At 69.0% G+C, this 17896-nt stretch carries 13 protein-coding genes, 2 tRNA genes and 1 pseudogene; 7 read left to right on the top strand and 9 right to left on the bottom strand.

The annotated features are described in order from the left end of the window. A pseudogene (locus ARC20_RS06275) lies at positions 1 to 582 on the top strand (multidrug transporter); the annotation flags it as partial. A 6-nt stretch (positions 583 to 588) separates the two neighbouring features. After that, a complete protein-coding gene (locus ARC20_RS06270; RefSeq protein WP_057645905.1) occupies positions 589 to 2175 on the top strand; it encodes a DHA2 family efflux MFS transporter permease subunit in 1587 nt (528 codons plus the stop codon). Positions 2176 to 2753: 578 nt separating this feature from the next. On the opposite strand, the gene ARC20_RS06265 is transcribed toward ARC20_RS06270, so the two are convergent. Next, positions 2754 to 2838 (bottom strand) — tRNA-Leu (locus ARC20_RS06265). Between the two features lie 128 nt (positions 2839 to 2966). Here ARC20_RS06265 and ARC20_RS06260 point away from each other — a divergent pair. Next, positions 2967 to 4460, top strand: coding sequence for a GDSL-type esterase/lipase family protein (locus ARC20_RS06260; RefSeq protein ID WP_081418060.1), 1494 nt, complete (start codon positions 2967 to 2969; stop codon positions 4458 to 4460). On the opposite strand, the gene ARC20_RS06255 is transcribed toward ARC20_RS06260, so the two are convergent. After that, positions 4457 to 6577 (bottom strand): TonB-dependent siderophore receptor, encoded by a 2121-nt coding sequence (locus tag ARC20_RS06255; protein ID WP_081418059.1) that lies wholly within the window; start codon positions 6575 to 6577, stop codon positions 4457 to 4459. The two genes, ARC20_RS06260 and ARC20_RS06255, sit on opposite strands and share 4 nt — an antisense overlap. Before the next feature lie 159 nt (positions 6578 to 6736). Next, a tRNA-Leu gene (locus ARC20_RS06250) sits at positions 6737 to 6821 on the bottom strand. 116 nt (positions 6822 to 6937) lie between these two features. Here ARC20_RS06250 and rnr point away from each other — a divergent pair. From rnr to ARC20_RS06230, 4 genes are all read left to right on the top strand, one after another. Beyond that, positions 6938 to 9466 carry a ribonuclease R gene (gene rnr / locus ARC20_RS06245; RefSeq protein WP_057645903.1) on the top strand — a complete coding sequence of 843 codons (2529 nt, stop codon included), beginning with the start codon at positions 6938 to 6940 and terminating at the stop codon, positions 9464 to 9466. Positions 9467 to 9476: 10 nt separating this feature from the next. Further along, positions 9477 to 9944 (top strand): GFA family protein, encoded by a 468-nt coding sequence (locus tag ARC20_RS06240; protein ID WP_057645901.1) that lies wholly within the window; start codon positions 9477 to 9479, stop codon positions 9942 to 9944. A gap of 100 nt (positions 9945 to 10044) precedes the next feature. Further along, positions 10045 to 10791 carry a 23S rRNA (guanosine(2251)-2'-O)-methyltransferase RlmB gene (rlmB, locus tag ARC20_RS06235; RefSeq protein ID WP_057645900.1) on the top strand — a complete coding sequence of 249 codons (747 nt, stop codon included), beginning with the start codon at positions 10045 to 10047 and terminating at the stop codon, positions 10789 to 10791. Between the two features lie 117 nt (positions 10792 to 10908). Beyond that, entirely contained in the window at positions 10909 to 13881 is a 2973-nt protein-coding gene (locus tag ARC20_RS06230) for a two-component regulator propeller domain-containing protein (RefSeq protein ID WP_161809471.1), read from the top strand. Between the two features lie 6 nt (positions 13882 to 13887). Here the strand turns inward: ARC20_RS06230 and rnt are convergent, their stop codons facing one another. From rnt to phoU, 6 genes are all read right to left on the bottom strand, one after another. Beyond that, on the bottom strand, positions 13888 to 14529 hold the full coding sequence (gene rnt, locus ARC20_RS06225; protein ID WP_057645899.1) for a ribonuclease T: 642 nt from the start codon (positions 14527 to 14529) through the stop codon (positions 13888 to 13890). 53 nt (positions 14530 to 14582) lie between these two features. After that, positions 14583 to 15332, bottom strand: a complete 750-nt coding sequence (locus tag ARC20_RS06220; protein WP_057645897.1) for an HvfC family RiPP maturation protein — start codon at positions 15330 to 15332, stop codon at positions 14583 to 14585. Continuing rightward, the gene (locus ARC20_RS06215; protein WP_057645896.1) at positions 15329 to 16165 is read right to left on the bottom strand and encodes an HvfB family MNIO-type RiPP peptide maturase; all 837 of its coding nucleotides are present in this window, start codon (positions 16163 to 16165) and stop codon (positions 15329 to 15331) included. The genes ARC20_RS06220 and ARC20_RS06215 overlap by 4 nt, the downstream gene beginning before the upstream one ends. 7 nt (positions 16166 to 16172) lie before the next feature. Continuing rightward, positions 16173 to 16493, bottom strand: coding sequence for a hypothetical protein (locus ARC20_RS06210; protein WP_057645895.1), 321 nt, complete (start codon positions 16491 to 16493; stop codon positions 16173 to 16175). A 170-nt stretch (positions 16494 to 16663) separates the two neighbouring features. Further along, the gene (locus ARC20_RS06205; protein ID WP_057645893.1) at positions 16664 to 17023 is read right to left on the bottom strand and encodes an RcnB family protein; all 360 of its coding nucleotides are present in this window, start codon (positions 17021 to 17023) and stop codon (positions 16664 to 16666) included. A 99-nt stretch (positions 17024 to 17122) separates the two neighbouring features. Beyond that, a complete protein-coding gene (gene phoU / locus ARC20_RS06200; protein WP_057645891.1) occupies positions 17123 to 17833 on the bottom strand; it encodes a phosphate signaling complex protein PhoU in 711 nt (236 codons plus the stop codon). Positions 17834 to 17896 lie beyond the last annotated feature (63 nt).

The following is a 17896-nucleotide window of genomic DNA, read 5'->3' as shown; positions in this document are numbered from 1 at the left end:
GCCGCCGCCGCGCAGCTGCGCCAGGCCTACCTCAACAATGCGCGCGCGGCGATCGTCGCGCCGGTCTCCGGTTACGTGGCGCGTCGCTCGGTGCAGGTCGGCCAGCGCGTGCAGCCGGGTAGTGCCCTGATGGCCGTCGTGCCGCTGGAGCAGACCTGGGTCGAAGCCAACTTCAAGGAAACCCAGCTCAAGCACATGCGCCTGGGCCAGGAAGTCGAACTGCGTTCGGACCTGTACGGCGGTGGCGTGAAGTACAAGGGCAAGGTCGAGAGCCTGGGCCTGGGCACGGGTAGCGCGTTCTCGCTGCTGCCGGCGCAGAACGCCAGCGGCAACTGGATCAAGATCGTGCAGCGCGTGCCGGTGCGCATCGCCATCGACCCGCAGCAGCTGAAGGAAAACCCGCTGCGCATCGGCCTGTCGATGAAGGTCGAGGTGAACCTGCACGACCAGAAGGGCAACGTGCTGCCGACGCAGACGGCCAAGGGCGCGGTGTACGACACCAACGTCTATGCCCAGCAGCTGCAGCAGGCCGACGACGACATCCACCGCATCATCCAGGCCAACCTGCCGGCCAAGGGCTGATCGACCATGTCCGCGCAAGCTCCCGCCGCACCCGGCGCACCGGGTGCACCGGCCGCCCCGACGGCGGCCGGCTTCCGCCCGCCGAGCGTGGCGCTGACCACCGTGGGCCTGGCGATGGCCTCATTCATGCAGGTGCTCGACACCACCATCGCCAACGTCTCGCTGCCCACCATCGCCGGCAACCTCGGCGCCAGTTCGCAGCAGGCCACGTGGGTCATCACCTCGTTCGCGGTCAGCACGGCCATCGCGCTGCCGCTGACCGGCTGGCTGTCGCGCCGTTTCGGCGAAACCAAGCTGTTCGTGTGGTCCACGCTCGCCTTCACCGTCGCCTCGCTGCTGTGCGGCCTGGCGCAGAGCATGGGCATGCTGGTGGTGTCGCGCGCGCTGCAGGGTTTCGTCTGCGGCCCGATGTACCCCATCACCCAGTCGCTGCTGGTGTCGATCTATCCACGCGAGAAACGCGGGCAAGCCCTGGCGTTGCTGGCGATGATCACCGTGGTGGCGCCGATCGCCGGCCCCATCCTCGGCGGCTGGATCACCGACAACTACAGCTGGGAATGGATCTTCCTGATCAACGTGCCGCTGGGCATCATCGCCAGCTCCATCGTCGGCGCGCAGCTGCGCCACCGCCCGGAACACATCGAGCGGCCGAAGATGGATTACATGGGCCTGATCCTGCTGATCGTGGGCGTGGGCGCACTGCAGCTGGTGCTGGACCTGGGCAATGACGAAGACTGGTTCAGCTCGCACCTGATCATCGCGCTGGCGTGCATCTCGGCGGTGGCGCTGGTGGTGTTCGTGATCTGGGAGATGACCGACAAGGACCCGATCGTCGACCTGCGCCTGTTCCGCCACCGCAACTTCCGCGCCGGCACGCTGGTGCTGGTGGTGGCGTACGCGGCGTTCTTCAGCGTGAGCCTGTTGATTCCGCAGTGGTTGCAGCGCGACATGGGCTATACGGCGATCTGGGCCGGCCTGGCGACGGCGCCGATCGGCATCCTGCCGGTGATCCTGACGCCGTTCGTGGGTAAGTACGCGCTGCGTTTCGACCTGCGCGTGCTGGCGAGCATCGCCTTCATCTTCATGTCGTTCACCAGCTTCTACCGCTCGAACTTCAACCTGCAGGTGGACTTCCACCACGTGGCGACGATCCAGCTGGTGATGGGCATCGGCGTGGCGCTGTTCTTCATGCCGGTGCTGCAGATCCTGCTGTCGGACCTGGACGGGCGCGAGATCGCGGCCGGCTCGGGCCTGGCGACGTTCCTGCGGACGTTGGGCGGCAGTTTCGCCGCGTCGCTGACGACCTACCTGTGGTCGCGGCGCACGATCGAGCACCACGCGCACATCAGCGAGCACATCTCGGTGTACGAGCCGGGGATTCGCGACCAGGTGCTGGCGGCCGGGCATGGCGACCTGCAGTCGGGCGCGGCGGTGTTGAACAACATGATCAACCACCAGGCGTCGCAGATGGGTTTCAACGACATCTTCTACCTGCTGGGTTGGACGTTCCTGGCGATCATCGCGTTGTTGTGGGTGGCCAAGCCGCCATTCGGTGCTGGCGCGGGTGGCGCTGCCGCCGCGGGCGGTCACTGAGTCATCCACATCGCGTCGCGGGATGGATGCCCGCGGCGCACCTCTGCCGGGCGGGGTGGTGTTCTCCCTCCCCATCTGCCCTGTCCGGAGCCCCGCCGAAAGGCGGGGCTTTTTTTGGCCTGGCGGCAGGCCTTTTTCGGGGTGTGCTGCGGTGTGTTGGGTGGTTGGCCTTCGAGGTTGATCGGCTGTTTGTGGTTGTTTGCACGGCCTGCGGGGGCTGGGCCCTTTCGGGACACGCCGTGAACCCATCCATGGGGGCTCGTCGGCGCCATCCATGGCGCCAACGGTCCCGAAAGGGCCCAGCCCCCGCAGGCCCCACAGACCACGAACGGACGACAAAAGCCGGGAACGCCCACTGCGAGCATGGCGCTACCTGCATGCATCGCGAAGGTCTGTTTGTTCTTCTTGATCTATAGGAGCGGCGTCAGCCGCGACCTCCGGATATTCGGGAGGTCACAGAACCATCTGGAGGAAAGCCCCCTTTGTTAAGGGGGCGCGCCGAAGGCGCGGGGATAGGAGGCAGCGAGGCCCGGCACCAGACATAAAAAAACACCGCTCTCGCGGTGTTGTTTTATGTCTGGTGCCCAGGAGAGGACTCGAACCTCCACGGTTTTACCCGCTAGTACCTGAAACTAGTGCGTCTACCAATTCCGCCACCTGGGCATTTCAGGAGGCGAATTTTCACCCGCGGCCGAATCACTGTCAAGACAGCGTCACGAAAAAACTCCCGTGCTTGTCGCGCGCCGCCGCACCCGCCGACAATCGACTCGCATCCTGAAGGGAAGGTCTTGATGAAGTTGCCCCACGCCGCATTCCGCGCCGGCCTGCTGTCGCTCGCACTGCTGTTCTCGCCCCTCACCGCGCTCGCCGCCGACGTGCCCGCATCGGCCATCCCGGTCGATCGCCCCGACCTTCCCTGGTGGGGCCCGCGCCACGCGCAGGTGCTCGAACAGATCAAGGCCCATCCGCAGGCGCCGCTGCTGCTGATCGGCGATTCCATCACCAATAACTACGAGAAGGCCAAGGCGCCCGACGAGGATTTCCTGCCGACGTGGGAGACGTTCTACGGTGCGCGTGGCGCGCTCAACCTCGGCTTCAGCGGCGACGGCACCCAGCATGTGCTGTGGCGGCTCGAACACGGCGAGGTCGATGGCTTGCATCCGAAGGTGGCCGTGCTGCTCATCGGCACCAACAACACCGGCTGGCTGAAGCAGGGCGCGCTCGATACGCAGCTGGGCATCGATGCGGTCGTCGCCAAGCTCGAACAGAAGCTGCCCGATACGCGCATCCTGCTCGTGGGCATCCTGCCGAGCGATCTGTCGCCGGAGAAAACGCGCGCCGACACCGAGGTCAACCGCTACCTGGCCGAACGCTACGCCGATAACCCGCGCGTCACCTTCCTGGACATCGGCTCGATCTTCCAGCGCGACGGCAAGCTCGACACCCAGCGCTTCTACGACACCCGCTTCAGCCCGCCGGCCGGCGCGCTGCACCCGGACACGATCGGCCAGCGGATGATGGCCGAGGCCATCGAGCCGACGCTCGCACGAATGCTCGGCGAACCGTCGCGCGTGCCGATGGCGCAGCTCGGCACCTCGTTCAACCCCGCGCTGATCCCGGTGCCGTGGCTGGAGCAGGATTCGTATGACTGGATCGCCCGCCATCGCGGCGCCTTGGCGACCGCGCGCACGCTGCATCCGGAGGTGGTGATGATCGGCGACTCGATCACCCACTTCTGGAGTGGCCCGCCGCGTGGCGTGCGCGCGAGCGGCCCCGAATCGTGGCAGTGGTTGTATGGCGATCGCCCCGTGCTCAACCTCGGCTTCGGCTGGGACCGCACGCAGAACGTGCTGTGGCGTATCCGCCAGGGCGAACTGGATGGCCTGGACCCGCGGTGGGTCGTCATCAATATCGGCACCAACAACCTGACCGGTACGGATCACGCGCGCACCAGCACGCCGACGGAAGTCGCCGAAGGCGTCGAAGCGGTGGTGGCACAGGTGCGCGAGCGCCTGCCGCGCGCCAAGGTGGTGTTGATGGGGATCTTCCCGCGCGGCCGCCACGCGGGCGACGCCCTGCGCAAGCCGATCAAGGACACCAACCGCCTGCTGGCCACCCGCTTCGAAAAGGATCCCAACATCCGCTTCATGGATATCGGTACCCGCTTCCTGCAAAAGGACGGCACCCTGCCGGAAGAACTGTTCCCGGACACCACCCATCCCAGCGAAGCGGGTTACCGCATCTGGGCGCAGGCGCTGCGCGAGACGGGCATCGGCGCGCCCTAGAACGCGTAGGTCGCCTGCAGGTAGATCCGCCGCGGCTCGCCGGGAAAATGGCCGTTGCGGCGGGTATGGCCGCTGGCCGCGTAGACGCGGTTGAACAGGTTCTTCAGGCTCAGCTGCCACTGCCAGCCTGCGGCCTGCGTCTGCCAGCTCGCATCGAACAGGGTGTAGGGGCGGATGCGCTGCCCCTGGAGGCTGACCCGCTCGCCCATGTACTCCGCGCCCAGGCCGAGCGCCGACGACCACGCCGGGATGTCGTAGCGGATCCAGCTGCCGAAGGTGTTGCGCGGCGCATTGGCGAAGCGCTCGCCGACGCCGTCGGTGATCCCGTCCTGGCCAGCGCGCAGCACCCGCGCATCGTTGTATGCATAGGCCAGGCTGAGGGCCCAGCGTTCGCCGAGATCGGCCAGCAGCTCCAGTTCCGCGCCCTGGCTGCGCACCAGGCCGAGCGGGCGCATCTGGTCGATGCCGTCGATCGATTGGCCGGTCGCCTGCAGGATATTGCTGCGCTCGATGCGGTACAGCGCCGCGTTGAGGCTCAGGCGCTCGCCGAACGGACTGGCCTTCAGGCCGGCCTCCCATTGGCGGCTGCGTTGCGGGTCGAACGGGCCGCCGACGGCGGCGCGCTGGCTGGCCGCGGCCTGGGGCATGAAGCCACTGGCGAGGTTGGCGTAGACGTTGAGGTGCGCATTCGCGCGCCAGGTGGCGCCCAGTCGCCAGCTCAGGTCGCTACCGCTGCTGCGCTGGCCGGTATTCCCGTCGATGTCCTCGAAGCTGTCCCAGCGTAGCCCGGCCAGCAGGTACCAGCGCGATGGTGTCGTGAGTTCGTCCTGCAGGTAGATGCCCTTGCGCAGGGAAGAGGCCGGCTCGCGTGTCCAGGGCAGCCGCGCCAGGCCGTAATCGCGGAAGCTGGTGAGCCGGTAGCGTGGATCGTGCAGGGCGATGCCGGGCACGGGGCCGGGGCGCCGGCGGTCGCTGTCGGTGCGGGCGGTCTGTCCGTGGAACGACTGCCGGCCGCGCAGGTAATCGACGCCTGCGCCCAGCTTGTGCTCGACGGTGCCGGTGGCGACGCGCCACAGCGCGTTGAAGGCCGTGGCGAGGGTGTCGTTGCTGCGGTGTTGGTGGCGCAGTTCGCGGGTCATCCAGTTCGCCACGCCATCGCCGTTGCGGTCGATCAGTCCCCTCGGCTCGTGGTAGATCTGCTCGTCACGGCTCGTGGTCCAGCGGATGGCCGCATCGAGGTCCCATGCGGGCGTGGGCGAAAGGGTGAAGCGTGCGAGCGTGACCTCGCTGCGCAGGCGCTGGAAGTCGTCCGCCTCGTTTTGGTTCCAGCGCGGGTCGGCGAGGAAGCGTCCGTCGTCGTCCACCGGCACGCCGCGCAGCCGGTTGCCGCCGAGGTCCTGGGCCAGTGCGGTGTACTGCAGGCTCAGCTCGCCGTGCTCGGCCACGCTCAGCGCCAGTCCCAAATCGGCGATGCGGTTGCCGCTGTTGGCGTTCCAGCGCGGACCGGCCTGGCCGTCGGCATACAGCGCCGCGCGATAGCGCAGCGCGGGCAGTCGCTGCCACGGGCCGGTTGCTTCGAAGGACGCCGCGCCGAAATCCTCGTTGCCCAGTTGCAGGCGTAGCGTGCGCGCGGTGGTGTGCAGCGGCTTGCGGGTCACGTAGTTGATGACGCCGCCCGGATCGCCGCTGCCGAACACCGCGCCACTCGGTCCCTTGAGCACTTCGACGCGCTCGATGGTGAACAGCTGCGGCACTGTCAGGCCGCCATAGGGATCCCCGCGCAACCCATCGTAGAGGACATTTTCCTGCCGGAAGCCGCGCAGCATCACGCTCGCGTAGTTGAACTGGCTGAGCCCGGCGATATTGCGGTAGAGGTCGGTGACCTGGCGGGCGGCCTGGTCATCGATGAGCTGCCGCGGCAGGACCTGCACGGATTGCGGGACGAGCGGCAGCGGGGTGTCGCTGCGCGTGGCGACCGCGGCGTCGTCGGCGCGATAGAGCGTGCGCGCGCGCCCCTGCACCTGGACGCGTTCGAGTTCGACTACCGTACTTTCCGATGCGCCCACCGCGCCAGGCAACCAGAAGAGCAGCGGGCGCCACCAGCGCGAACGGGCCATGAGCGCCTCCGTAGATGAGAATTGCTCTCATTTTTTCATCGGGGCCCAAGCCTGTCGCGACAGAACCTGCATGCATTGCGTCGGGGCCGGCGATCCAGGCGCCGGCCTGGCGTCGGCGAATAAAAAAAAACACCGCTTTCGCGGTGTTTTTTTATGTCTTGGTGCCCAGGAGAGGACTCGAACCTCCACGGTTTTACCCGCTAGTACCTGAAACTAGTGCGTCTACCAATTCCGCCACCTGGGCAGGTGAGCCGCGTATTCTGCTGATCGTGCCGGAGGCTGTCAACGACTTTCTGCGAAATCCCACACCGGGCCGGGCATGACACCGGTTTGATGGGTCAGGGCGCTACCATTCCCTGAATGAAGAAGAAGAACGCCAGGGATGCCGGCCAGGCCCCAAGCTCCTCCGCGCGCAAATCCGCGCCGGGCAAGTCGACCCAGAAAGCCGCTGCCGGCAAGGGCAGCAAGGCGCCCAAGGGCAAGCTGCCGCCATGGATGCCCGAGTCGCTGAGTGCCCCGTCGCCCGGCGCGCGCAAGCCGGCCAAGGGCGGCGGCAAGCCCGGCCGTCCCGCCCACGCACCACCGGCGCCGATGGCCGAAGGCAAGCGCGGCCGCCGCGTTCCGCCGCCGCAGGTCGAGCGCGTACCGATGCAGGGCGGCGCGCCGTCCTCGTTCCAGGATCCCCACGCCGCCCGCGAGGCCGAGCGCTACGCCGACCCGATCGCCAGCCGCGAGGCCATCCTGCAGCTGCTGGAAGAGTGCGAAGGCCCGCAGACCGCTGAAGAAATCGCCGAGCGCCTCGGCCAAGCGCACCGTATCGATGCCCTCGGCAAGCGCCTGGCGGCGATGGTGCGCGAGGCGCAGCTGGTGCAGAACCGCCGCGGCGGCTACGCGCCGGTCAAGCACACCAACCTGATCGCCGGCGTGGTCATCGCCAATCCGGACGGCTTCGGCTTCCTGCGCCCGGACGAGGGCGGGGACGACCTGTTCCTGCCGCCGTTCGAAATGCGCAAGGTCATGCATGGTGACCGCGCGCTGGCCAACGTCACCGGCATCGACCGCCGCGGCCGCCGCGAGGGCAGCATCGCCCGCGTGCTGGAACGCCGCGTCACCCGCCTGATCGGCCGGTTCTTCTACGAGCTCGGCATCGCCTACGTCGATCCGGACGACAAGCGCATCCAGCGCAACCTGCAGATCCCCGCCGACCAGACCGGCGGCGCGCGCGAAGGCCAGCTGGTGGTGTGCGAGATGATCGCCCCGCCGGACGGCCGCCGCCCGGCGATCGGCAAGATCATCGCGGTGCTGGGCGACAAGCTCACGCCCTCGCTGGTGGTGGAGACCGCCATCCACGGCCACGACCTGCCGCACGAATTCCCGCAGGAAGTGCTCGACGAGGCGTCCGCGGTGCCGCTGGTGGTCGAGCCGTCGATGATTGGCGGGCGCGTGGATCTGCGCTCCACTCCGCTGGTCACCATCGACGGCGAGGACGCCAAGGATTTCGACGACGCGGTGTACTGCGAGCCCACCCGCGACGGCTTCCGCCTGGTGGTGGCCATCGCCGATGTCTCGCATTACGTGCGCCCCGGCACGCCGCTGGACGACGAAGCGCAGAGGCGCGCCACCTCGGTGTATTTCCCCGGGTTCGTGGTGCCGATGCTGCCGGAGACGCTTTCCAACGGCATCTGCTCGCTCAACCCGAAGGTCGACCGCATGTGCTTCGTCTGCGACATGCAGGTGGACCGCGCGGGCGAGGTGACCTCCTCGCGCTTCTACGAGGCGGTGATGAACTCCCACGCGCGCCTGACTTACACGCAGGTGTGGAAGGCGGTAGGCGAGGACGATGCCGACGCCAAGGCGCAGGTCGGCGCGCTGCTGCCGCAGGTGCAGCAGCTGTTCCAGCTGTACCACGTGCTGGCGAAGGCGCGCACGCAGCGCGGCGCCATCGAATTCGAATCCTCCGAGGTGCGCTTCGTCCTGGACAACCGCGGCGAAGTCACCCAGGCCGGCATGCTGGTGCGCAACGACGCCCACAAGCTGATCGAGGAATGCATGATCGCCGCCAACGTGGAGGCGGCGCGCTACCTCATCGCCCACCACATCCCGGCGCCGTTCCGCATCCACGAGCGCCCGCCGGAGCACAAGTACGAAGACCTGCTGGAATTCCTCAAGGAGTTCAAGCTGAGCCTGCCGCCGTGGAGCAAGGTCAAGCCCGGCGACTACACCAAGCTGCTGAAGAAGGTGCGCGAGCGCCCGGATTCGGCGCTGCTCGAATCGGTGCTGCTGCGCAGCCAGAGCCTGGCGGTGTATTCGCCGGACAACCAGGGCCACTTCGGCCTGGCGCTGGAGGCGTACGCGCACTTCACTTCGCCGATCCGCCGTTACCCGGATCTTCTGGTGCATCGCGCGATCAAGTACGCGCTCACTGGCGGGCGCGCCGACAGGTACCTCTACAGTGCGCGCGAGATGGCCGCGCTGGCGCTGCAGTGCTCCGAGCGCGAGCGCCGCGCCGACGAGGCCGAGCGCGAGGTGGACGAGCGTTACCGCGCGGCCTGGATGGAGAAGCACGTCGGCGGCCAGTTCGACGGCGTCATCAGCGGCGTGACCAGCTTCGGCCTGTTCGTGGAGCTGGACGAGTCCAAGGTCAACGGCCTGGTCCACGTCACCCAGCTGCCGCAGGACTATTACCACTTCGACCCGATCCGCAAGACGCTCTCCGGCGAACGCCGCGGCATGGAATTCCGCCTCGGCGACCGCGTGCGCGTGCTGGTGCTGAAGGCCAGCATGGAGGAGCGCAAGATCGACTTCCGCCTGGTCGAGGCCAAGGACGCCGAACCGGCGCCGCCGCCGCCGCGCGGCCAGCCGGCCAAGCGCAAGAAGCAGCCTTATTGAGGACGATGCCATGGGCCGGTACAGCGGCGGATGCCAGTGCGGCGCGGTGCGCTTCCAGGTCGAGGGTGAGCTGGAGGCGTCGATCTGCCACTGCCGGATGTGCCAGAAGGCCTTCGGCGCGTACTACGCGCCGCTGGTGTCCGTGCGTGGCACGGACTTCACCTGGACGCGGGGAGCGCCGCGCCATTTCGCCTCGTCCAACCTGGTGCGGCGGGGCTTTTGCGCCGACTGCGGCACCCCGCTGACCTACGAGGCGCCGGACGGCATGGCGGTGGCGCACGGGGCGTTCGATGACCCGGCCGCCATCGCCCCGCGCCTGCAGTTCGGGCTGGAGGCGCGGCTGCCGTTCGTGGATGGACTGGCCGCGCTGCCGGGCACCCGCACCGATGAAGACGTCCAGGCCACCCCGTTCCTGGCCGCGCTGGTGTCCTGCCAGCATCCGGACCACGACACCGCCCGCTGGCCGCCGGCCGGGTAGGGCCGTTCCCTACGACCACGCGGCCCGTGCCAGCACCGGCCATAACCCCTACCATTAGCACCCCCTCGTTATCCCCCCGGCCGTTCGGCCCCTCGTCCGCATGAGCAAGCAGAACCAATGGATCGTCGGCGTCAACGCCGTCGCTTCCTCGATCGAAAACGACGCCGACCACGTGCGCGAGGTGCTGGTCGAGGCCGGCAGCAAGAACCCGCGGCTGCAGGAAATCGAGGAGAACGCGCGCCGCAAGGGCATCGACGTGCGCCGGGTCAGCGCGCAGGCGCTGGATGGCGTCGGCGGCCAGGTGCGCCACCAGGGCGTGGCCGCGCGCTACGCCGCCGCCCAGACCTGGGCCGAGGGCGAACTGCCCGGCCTGGTCGAGGCCGCCGAAGGCAAGGCGCTGCTGCTGGTGCTCGACGGGGTGCAGGATCCGCACAATCTGGGTGCATGCCTGCGCAGCGCGGCCGCCGCCGGCGTCACCGCGGTGGTGATTCCCAAGGACAAGTCGGCCCCGGTCAACGCCACCGTGCGCAAGACCTCGGCCGGCGCCGCCGACCGCATCCCGGTGGTGGCGGTGACCAACCTCTCGCGCTGCCTGCGCGAGCTGCAGAAGCTCGGCGTGTGGATCTACGGCCTGGCCGGCGAAGCCGATACGTCGCTGTATTCGCTGGACCTGCGCGGCAACGTGGCGCTGGTGCTGGGCGGCGAGGCCGATGGCCTGCGCCGCCTCACCCGCGAGCATTGCGATGGCCTGGTGCGCATCCCGATGCCGGGCGAGATCGAGAGCCTGAACGTCTCGGTGGCGGCGGGCGTGACCCTGTTCGAAGCGGTGCGCCAACGCCAGGGGTAAGCCTGCGCGGGTCGGTGCGCAGGCACTGGCCCGGTTCTTGCCTCTCCCGACCCGACCACCGCTCCCGCCTCCATGCCTTCGCGCCACCCGCAGCGAAACCTGTCGACCCGCGTGACCATGGCCTGGCCGTGGCGGGCCGCGCTTTGCCTGCTGCTGGCCGCGTGGCTGGGCCTGGCGCCGGCCGCGGGTGCCGCCAACCCCGGCACGCCGCCGCTGCGCGATTACGCCATCGATGTGTGGACCTCGCGCGAGGGCCTGCCGCACAACTCCATCCGCGCCATTGCGCAGACCGCCGAGGGCCACCTGTGGTTCGCCACGTGGGAAGGGCTGGTGCGCTACAACGGCCTGGACTTCACCGTATTCGACCGCGGCACCCGCCCGGGGCTGATGGACAATGGCGTGGGCACGCTGTTCATCGACCCCCAGGGCCGGCTGTGGCTGAGCGACTCGCGTGGCGACGTCGGCCGCTTCGACCCGGCCACCAATGACTGGCACTGGTGGCCGCACCAGGCGCCGGCGCCGCAGGTGATCATCCAGGGCATGCAGGCCGACAGCCAGGGCCGGCTGTGGCTGCTGTTCGAAGGCAACGGCCTGGGCTACCTCGATACCGACGGCAAGATGGTCTACCAGCCTTCGCCGCCGGACATGCCGTTGCCGGTGAGCTACATGCGCCTGGCCGTGGATGCGCGCGACCGCGTGTGGGTCGGCACCTTCGACGGGCTGGTGTACCGCGATACCGACGGCAGCTTCCATCGCGCGCCGGCCAGCTTCCACCTGCCGCCCGGCCTGGCATGGCCCTACGTCGCACCCGATGGCGCCTTGTGGTTCGCCGCCGGTGACGGCCTGTACCGGCTCGAGGACGGCGAGGCCGTGCTCAAGCATCGCGTGCCGGGCGAAGGACACCTCACCGCGCTGCTGCAGGATCGCCGGGGCGAGCTGTGGGTCGGCACCGAGAACAACGGCCTGTTCCGCATCGGCCGCCGCGGCGTGGAGCGCTTCCCGCCGAGCGTGTCGATCCCCGGGGGCCGAATCAGCGCCCTGTTCGAGGATGCCGAGGGCAGCATCTGGGTCGGCGCCAATGCCGGCCTGTTCCGCCTGCGCGAAACGCTGATCGCCAACGTCACCCGGCGCGACGGGCTGAGCGGCGACTACACCCGCAGCGTGCTGGAAGACCGCCGTGGCCGGCTGTGGGTCGGCAGTTCGACCGGCCTGGACGTGGTCGACGAGGACGGCGACATCCGCCATTACCCGCTGCCCGAAAGCAACGGCCGCGCGCCGGCCGTGCTGAGCCTGGCCGAGGATCGCGACGGACGCCTGTGGATCGGCACCTACGGCGACGGCGTGTACTGCATCGATGGCGGCAAGCTGCGCCATTACGGCTTCGGCGACAACCTGCCGGCCGGCAACATCCGCGCGATCACCGTGGACGACAACGGCACCGTGTGGCTGGGCACCCAGCACGGCGTGGTGTCGATGGAACGCGACCAGCCACGGCTGGTGCGCGCCGAAGGCGTGCCCACCGGCCTGATCACCAGCCTGGCCAGCAGCCGCGGCGCGCTGTGGATCGGCACCATCCAGGGCACCTACATCCTGCGCGACGGCCAGGTGGAACATCCGGACCTGGAGGCGCTGGGCGGTGCACGCACGGTGTTCGGCTTCCACCGTGCCGGGGCGGACATGTGGATCACCACCGACCGCGGCCTGTTCCGCTATCGCGACGGCACGCTCGCGCGCGTGGGCCTGGAGCAGGGCATGCCGGTCGACGCCGTGTTCCAGATGGTCGCCGACCACGACAACAACCTGTGGATCAGCAGCAACCGCGGCCTGATGCGCACCGACATGGCCACGCTCAACGCCGTGGCCGACGGCCGCCAGCCGCGCATCGCGGTCGAGCATTTCAACGAAATGGACGGCATGGCGAACTCGCAGGGCAACGGCAGCTCCGCGCCGGCCGCGCTGGTGCGCCGCGACGGCACGGTGTGGGTCGCCACCGCCGGCGGCCTGGCCACGCTCGACCCGACCCGCCTGGACGCCTTCCGCGAACGCACGCCGCCGCCGCCGGTGATCGAGAGCGTGCAGGTTGATGGCCACCCGCAGGGCTGGCAGGAAGCGCCGCGCATGCGCGTGCCGGGCCGCAGCCGCGTCTCGGTGACCTATGTCGGCCTGAGTTACCTGCTCTCCGAGCGCATCGAGTACCGCACGCGCCTGGAAGGCCTGGACAGCGAGTGGATCGAGCGCGGCCGCCAGCGCAACGTGGAATTCATCGGCCTGGCACCGGGCGACTACACGCTGCACATTTCCGCCCGCCACCCGGGCGGGCGCTGGAGCGAGCGCGAGGCGGTGCTGCGTTTCAGCGTGGCCCCGCTGTGGTGGCAGCGCCACGACGTGCAGGCGCTGGCCGCGCTGGGGCTGGTGCTGCTGCTGGTCGGCCTGTACCGCTTCGGCATCCAGCGCTACAAGCGCCGCAACGAACGCCTGGCCGAACTGGTGCGCGAGCGCACCCAGGACCTGCAACAGCAGGCGCAGCGGCTGCTGCTGGCCAACCAGGAAAAGAGCGAGCTGCTCACCCGCCTGCGCCTGCGTTCGGATGCGTTCGAGCGGCAGGCGCACGAGGACGCGCTCACCGGCCTGCCGAACCGCCGCCAGTTCGACGAAGCGCTCGCGCGCGACCTGAGCCGCGCGCGGCGCAGCGGGCGTCCGCTGTCGCTGGTGATCCTGGACATCGACCATTTCAAGCTGATCAACGACCACCACTCCCACGCCATCGGCGATGCGGTGCTGCACGAAGTGGGTGCGCTGCTGACGGCCGCGTGCCGGGCATCGGACCTGCCGGCGCGCCTGGGGGGCGAGGAGTTCGCGATCCTGCTCAGCGATACGCCGGCCGACGAGGCCGAACAGGCCTGCGCGCGCATTCGCGAGCTGTTCCATGCGCGTTCGGATTGGGGCGGAATCGATGGCCTGCGCGTGACCTTCAGTGCCGGCGTGGCGGAACTGCGCGAGGACGAGTCGGGTTCGTCGTTGATGCAGCGCGCCGACCATGCGCTGTACCAGGCCAAGAGCGACGGCCGCGACCGGGCGCGGCTGGGCTGATCGCGGTCAGATCGTCGGGGCCGGCCAGGCGTTGGCGATCTTGCAGAACAGGCGCGCGGTCTGCTCGGTGTCGTACACCGCGCTGTGCGCGTCGGCCGCGTTCCAGTCCAGCCCGGCCGCCTGCGCGGCGCGCGCCAGCACCGTCTGCCCATAGGCCACGCCGGCCAGGGTGACGGTGTCGAACACGCTGAAAGGGTGGAACGGGTTGCGCTTGTGCGCCGTGCGCGCCACCGCCGCGTTGAGGAAGTTCAGGTCGAAATGCGCGTTGTGGCCGACGAGGATCGCGCGCTGGCAGCCGTGCTTTTTCACCGCCGCGCGCACCGGCGCGAACACGTGGTCCAGCGCGGCCTTCTCTTCCTTGGCGAAGCGGAACGGGTGGTCGAGCACGATGCCGGTGACTTCCAGCGATTTCGGGTCGATATCCGTGCCCGGCGCCGGCACGACATGCGCGCTGCTGGTCTCGCCGGGAAACAGCAGGCCGTTGGCGTCCATTTCGATCGGCACCACGGCGATTTCGAGCAGCGCGTGGCGGTTCCAGTCGAAGCCGCCGGTCTCCACGTCCACCACCACCGGCAGGTAGCCGCGGAAGCGGCGCGACATCGGCGTGACAACCGGTGCGTTGCCCGGGCTTTGGACGTGTTCGTTCATCGCAATAGCCTAGCAGGTCGACTGTGGCGCCTGTTTGCAGCGTGCGGCGCGATTCAGGTGGCGATGCGCGTGCCGAGCACGCTGGCTTGCGCGTGCAGGCGCTGCAGCAGGGCCCGCGCCTCGGCCATCACCGCGGCATCGCCCTCGGCGCCGGCTTCGCGCGCGAGCCGCGCAAGCCGCTCCGCGCCACTGGCCTTGCCCGGGGCCGCCAACAGCTGGAGCAGGCGCGCGGTCCATTCGCCGAGTTCGGAAAAGCGCACCGTGCCATCGGCTTCGCGGCGGGCCAGCAGCCAGAGCGGGGCAGGAAGCGCATCGGTGGGCTGGAATGCCGGGCCGATCCGGTGGACGGGCCAGCGGTAACTTTCCAGCCTCAGCCACGGCGAACACACGGGGATGCCGGCGAGTAGGTCGCCTTGCGGGTCATGCGCGGGCAGCGGCGTGTCGTCGATGCGCAGTGACTGCTCGGTCCACTCGTGGCGGGCGAGCGCGGCCAGCCAAGGCGGGGCGTCCGGTAGCGCGTGTGTTTCCAGGAACGCCACGAACTCCGCGCCGAAACGCGGGAACACCGGCGTGCGGGCGCGGTGGACACGGCAAAAGGCGTCGGCCAGCGTTTCCCATTCGGCGGCCGCGAGCGTGGCGCGCATCACCGGGAAGTTCGCCGCCAGCAGCTGGCCGACATTGCGGCGAAACAGTTGCCGGTACAGCGCGGCCGAGGCCGGGGTGAAACCGTCCGGCGGCGCATGCGCGGCGGGGTCGCGCAGGTACGCGGCGAACGCCAACTGTTGTTCGCGCAGCGCGCTCACGCGGCGGCCCGTGCCAGCGTCGCGCCGGTCTGGCGGATGCGCTGCAGTTCGGCGGCCAGCTCGGCGAGCGGCGGGATGCGGCTGTCGCGTTCCAGCAGGGTGGGGCGCAGGCCGTGGCAACGGTAGGTGTGTGCCAGCAGCTGCCAGACCGTATCGTCCACGGGCCGCGCGTGCGTATCGACCTTCAGCCCCGAGGCATCGTCATCGTGGCCGGCGACATGCAGGCAGGCGATGCGCGTGGAGGGCATGGCCGCGATGAACGCCGCGGCGTCGCCACCGAAGTTCAGTGCGTTGACCTGCACGTTGTTGACGTCGAGCAGCAGGTCGCAATCGGCCTCGGCAAGCACAGCGCAGACGAACTCGGCTTCCGGCATCGACGCGCCGTGAGCCGGCGGCGTGGCATAGCGCGAGACGTTTTCGATGGCGATGCGGCGTCCGAGCACGTCCTGCGCCTGGCGGATGCGCGCGGCGACATGGTGCACGGCTTCCTCGCTGTGCGGCAGCGGCAGCAGTTCGTACAGCTGCGCGCCGTCGTCGCACCAGCTCAGGTGTTCGCTGTACAGCGCCACCGCATGCGTATCGAGGAAGCGCCGCGTGGCGGCCAGAAAGTCCCTATCCAACGGCGCCACGCCGCCGAGCGAGAGCGAAAGCCCGTGGCAGGTGAGGGGGTGTCGCCGCGACAACGTGCGCAGTTGTTCGGCGGCGGCGCCACCTACGCCGACCCAGTTGTCGGGGGCGCATTCGAGGAAATCGAACGGTGCCGGCTCGGCGGCCAGCAGCTCGGGGATCAACGCGCGGCGCAGCCCCAGGCCCACGGCCGAAGCGGTGGGCATGCGATGTTCAGAGGCTGGCACCACACTTGCCTTCGCCGCACTTGCCTTCCATGCCCTTGTCGGCGGCGGTGCCGGCGTCTTTCGCCTCGGCCTTGTCGGCGGGCTTGGGGTCCGCTGTCGGCGTGCTGGCACCGCACTTGCCTTCCGCGTGCTGGTGGTCAGCGGTTGGCTTGTCGGTGGTCGGCGTCGGCTCGTTGGGCGGCGGGACGGTGGCTTTGCCGGTGACGGGCGGCGCGCTGGCGGCGAGAGCGTAGCCCTGCGCGAGGTCGGTCATTGCGAAGGCAGAGGCAGAGAGCAGGGCGCCGCTGGCGAGGGTGGCGCCGAGCATGGCGGCTTTGCGCTTTGAAGCGTGGCAGTTCGGCATTTGGGCATGCCCCGGGCGGATGGGTTTTGCGGAGCTTAGCGCTGATTGAGATCGTGTGAGCCGAAAAAAAGAAAAGGCCCCGCATGAAAGCAGGGCCTCTCCAGCGCACCACGAGGTGCAAGAAGCGCGAAGGATCAGTTGTTAGCCAGGATCACGCTGGTGATCAACCCGGTAGCCACCGCGATCAGCACGTACCGGTCATCCACCCGGCGCCACTCGTGCCCGCGCGGCGGGGCCTTGAGGCCGTGCTTGCGGTAGTCGGTGACGTACACGCCGCGATGGTCGTGCGGCAGGCGTTCGCCACGCGCCCAGTGGTGCGGCGGGGGCGGCGGATTGTGGCGGCCGTTGTCGTGGCGGTCGTCGCGATGGTCATCGTGGCGATCGTCATGGCGCTGGTCATGGCCATGGTCGTCATGGTGCGGCGGATCAGCGAAAGCGGCACCGGTGCCGAACAGCAGGGACAGACCGAACAGCGGAACGATGAGACGCTTCATACAGGGCTCCAGTCCGGCGGGGGGATGTGGGGTCCCGCCTTGGAGCCAACCCTATTCAGGTGAACCTGAATAGGGCATCAAGGGCGCGTGCACTTCGTGTCAGGGCGTGACAGTAGTGCTGGTGTCGTCACGCTTTTCGCGCGGCGGCAGCGGCTGCTCGCCGTGGATCAGGAACCACACGTTCTCGGCGATGTTGGTCGCGTGGTCGCCGATGCGCTCCAGGTTCTTGGCCATGAACAGCAGGTGCGTGCACGGCGTGATGTTGCGCGGGTCTTCCATCATGTACGTCAGCAACTCGCGGAAGAACGCCGTGTACTGCGCGTCCAGCCGGGCGTCGGCGTCGCGCACGCGCACCGCCGCTTCGCCATCGTTGTCGCGATAGGCGTACAGGGCATCGCGCACCTGGTCGGCGGCCAGCCGGCCGAGCGCGCGCAGGCCCACGGTCTGCGGCAGCGGCGGCACGGCGTTCAGCGCGATCGAGCGTTTCGCCACGTTCGCCGCGTAGTCGCCGATGCGCTCGATGTCGGCCGGGATGCGCAGGCCGGCGAGGATCTCGCGCAGGTCGCGCGCCATCGGGCCGCGCAGCGCCAGGCGCATCACGTCATGGCTGATCGCGTGCTCCAGCGTGTCGATCGCCTCGTCGTTGGCGATGATGCGGTGGGCGGCGTTGTCGTCGCGGCGCTCCACCACGTCCAGTGCGGCTTCCAGCTGCGCCACGGCGGTCTCGCCCATGCGCACGATCTCGGCGACCAGGCGGTGCTGCTCGTCGTCGTAGCTTTTCACGATGTGTTCGTTGGGTAGGGTGTTCATGGGTGTCTCGGGTGCAAGGGGTACGGGCGACGTGGGTGGACTGCTAGACGCTTGCTTCGGGTT

It is taken from the genome of Stenotrophomonas panacihumi, assembly GCF_001431645.1.
Classification (GTDB): domain Bacteria; phylum Pseudomonadota; class Gammaproteobacteria; order Xanthomonadales; family Xanthomonadaceae; genus Stenotrophomonas_A; species Stenotrophomonas_A panacihumi.
This window is presented reverse-complemented; position numbering and strand designations above follow the sequence as displayed.

Bases quoted from the DNA above. Each gene is read 5' to 3' on its own strand.
- ARC20_RS06215 (WP_057645896.1), bottom strand. From the start codon at position 16,165: ATGCCCACCGCTTCGGCCGTGGGCCTGGGGCTGCGCCGCGCGTTGATC.
- ARC20_RS06255 (WP_081418059.1), bottom strand. From the start codon at position 6,577: ATGGCCCGTTCGCGCTGGTGGCGCCCGCTGCTCTTCTGGTTGCCTGGC.
- ARC20_RS06210 (WP_057645895.1), bottom strand. From the start codon at position 16,493: ATGCTCGGCGCCACCCTCGCCAGCGGCGCCCTGCTCTCTGCCTCTGCC.
- ARC20_RS06240 (WP_057645901.1), top strand. From the start codon at position 9,477: ATGGGCCGGTACAGCGGCGGATGCCAGTGCGGCGCGGTGCGCTTCCAG.
- phoU (WP_057645891.1), bottom strand. From the start codon at position 17,833: ATGAACACCCTACCCAACGAACACATCGTGAAAAGCTACGACGACGAG.
- ARC20_RS06260 (WP_081418060.1), top strand. From the start codon at position 2,967: ATGAAGTTGCCCCACGCCGCATTCCGCGCCGGCCTGCTGTCGCTCGCA.
- rnt (WP_057645899.1), bottom strand. From the start codon at position 14,529: ATGAACGAACACGTCCAAAGCCCGGGCAACGCACCGGTTGTCACGCCG.
- ARC20_RS06230 (WP_161809471.1), top strand. From the start codon at position 10,909: ATGGCCTGGCCGTGGCGGGCCGCGCTTTGCCTGCTGCTGGCCGCGTGG.
- ARC20_RS06205 (WP_057645893.1), bottom strand. From the start codon at position 17,023: ATGAAGCGTCTCATCGTTCCGCTGTTCGGTCTGTCCCTGCTGTTCGGC.
- ARC20_RS06270 (WP_057645905.1), top strand. From the start codon at position 589: ATGTCCGCGCAAGCTCCCGCCGCACCCGGCGCACCGGGTGCACCGGCC.
- rlmB (WP_057645900.1), top strand. From the start codon at position 10,045: ATGAGCAAGCAGAACCAATGGATCGTCGGCGTCAACGCCGTCGCTTCC.
- rnr (WP_057645903.1), top strand. From the start codon at position 6,938: ATGAAGAAGAAGAACGCCAGGGATGCCGGCCAGGCCCCAAGCTCCTCC.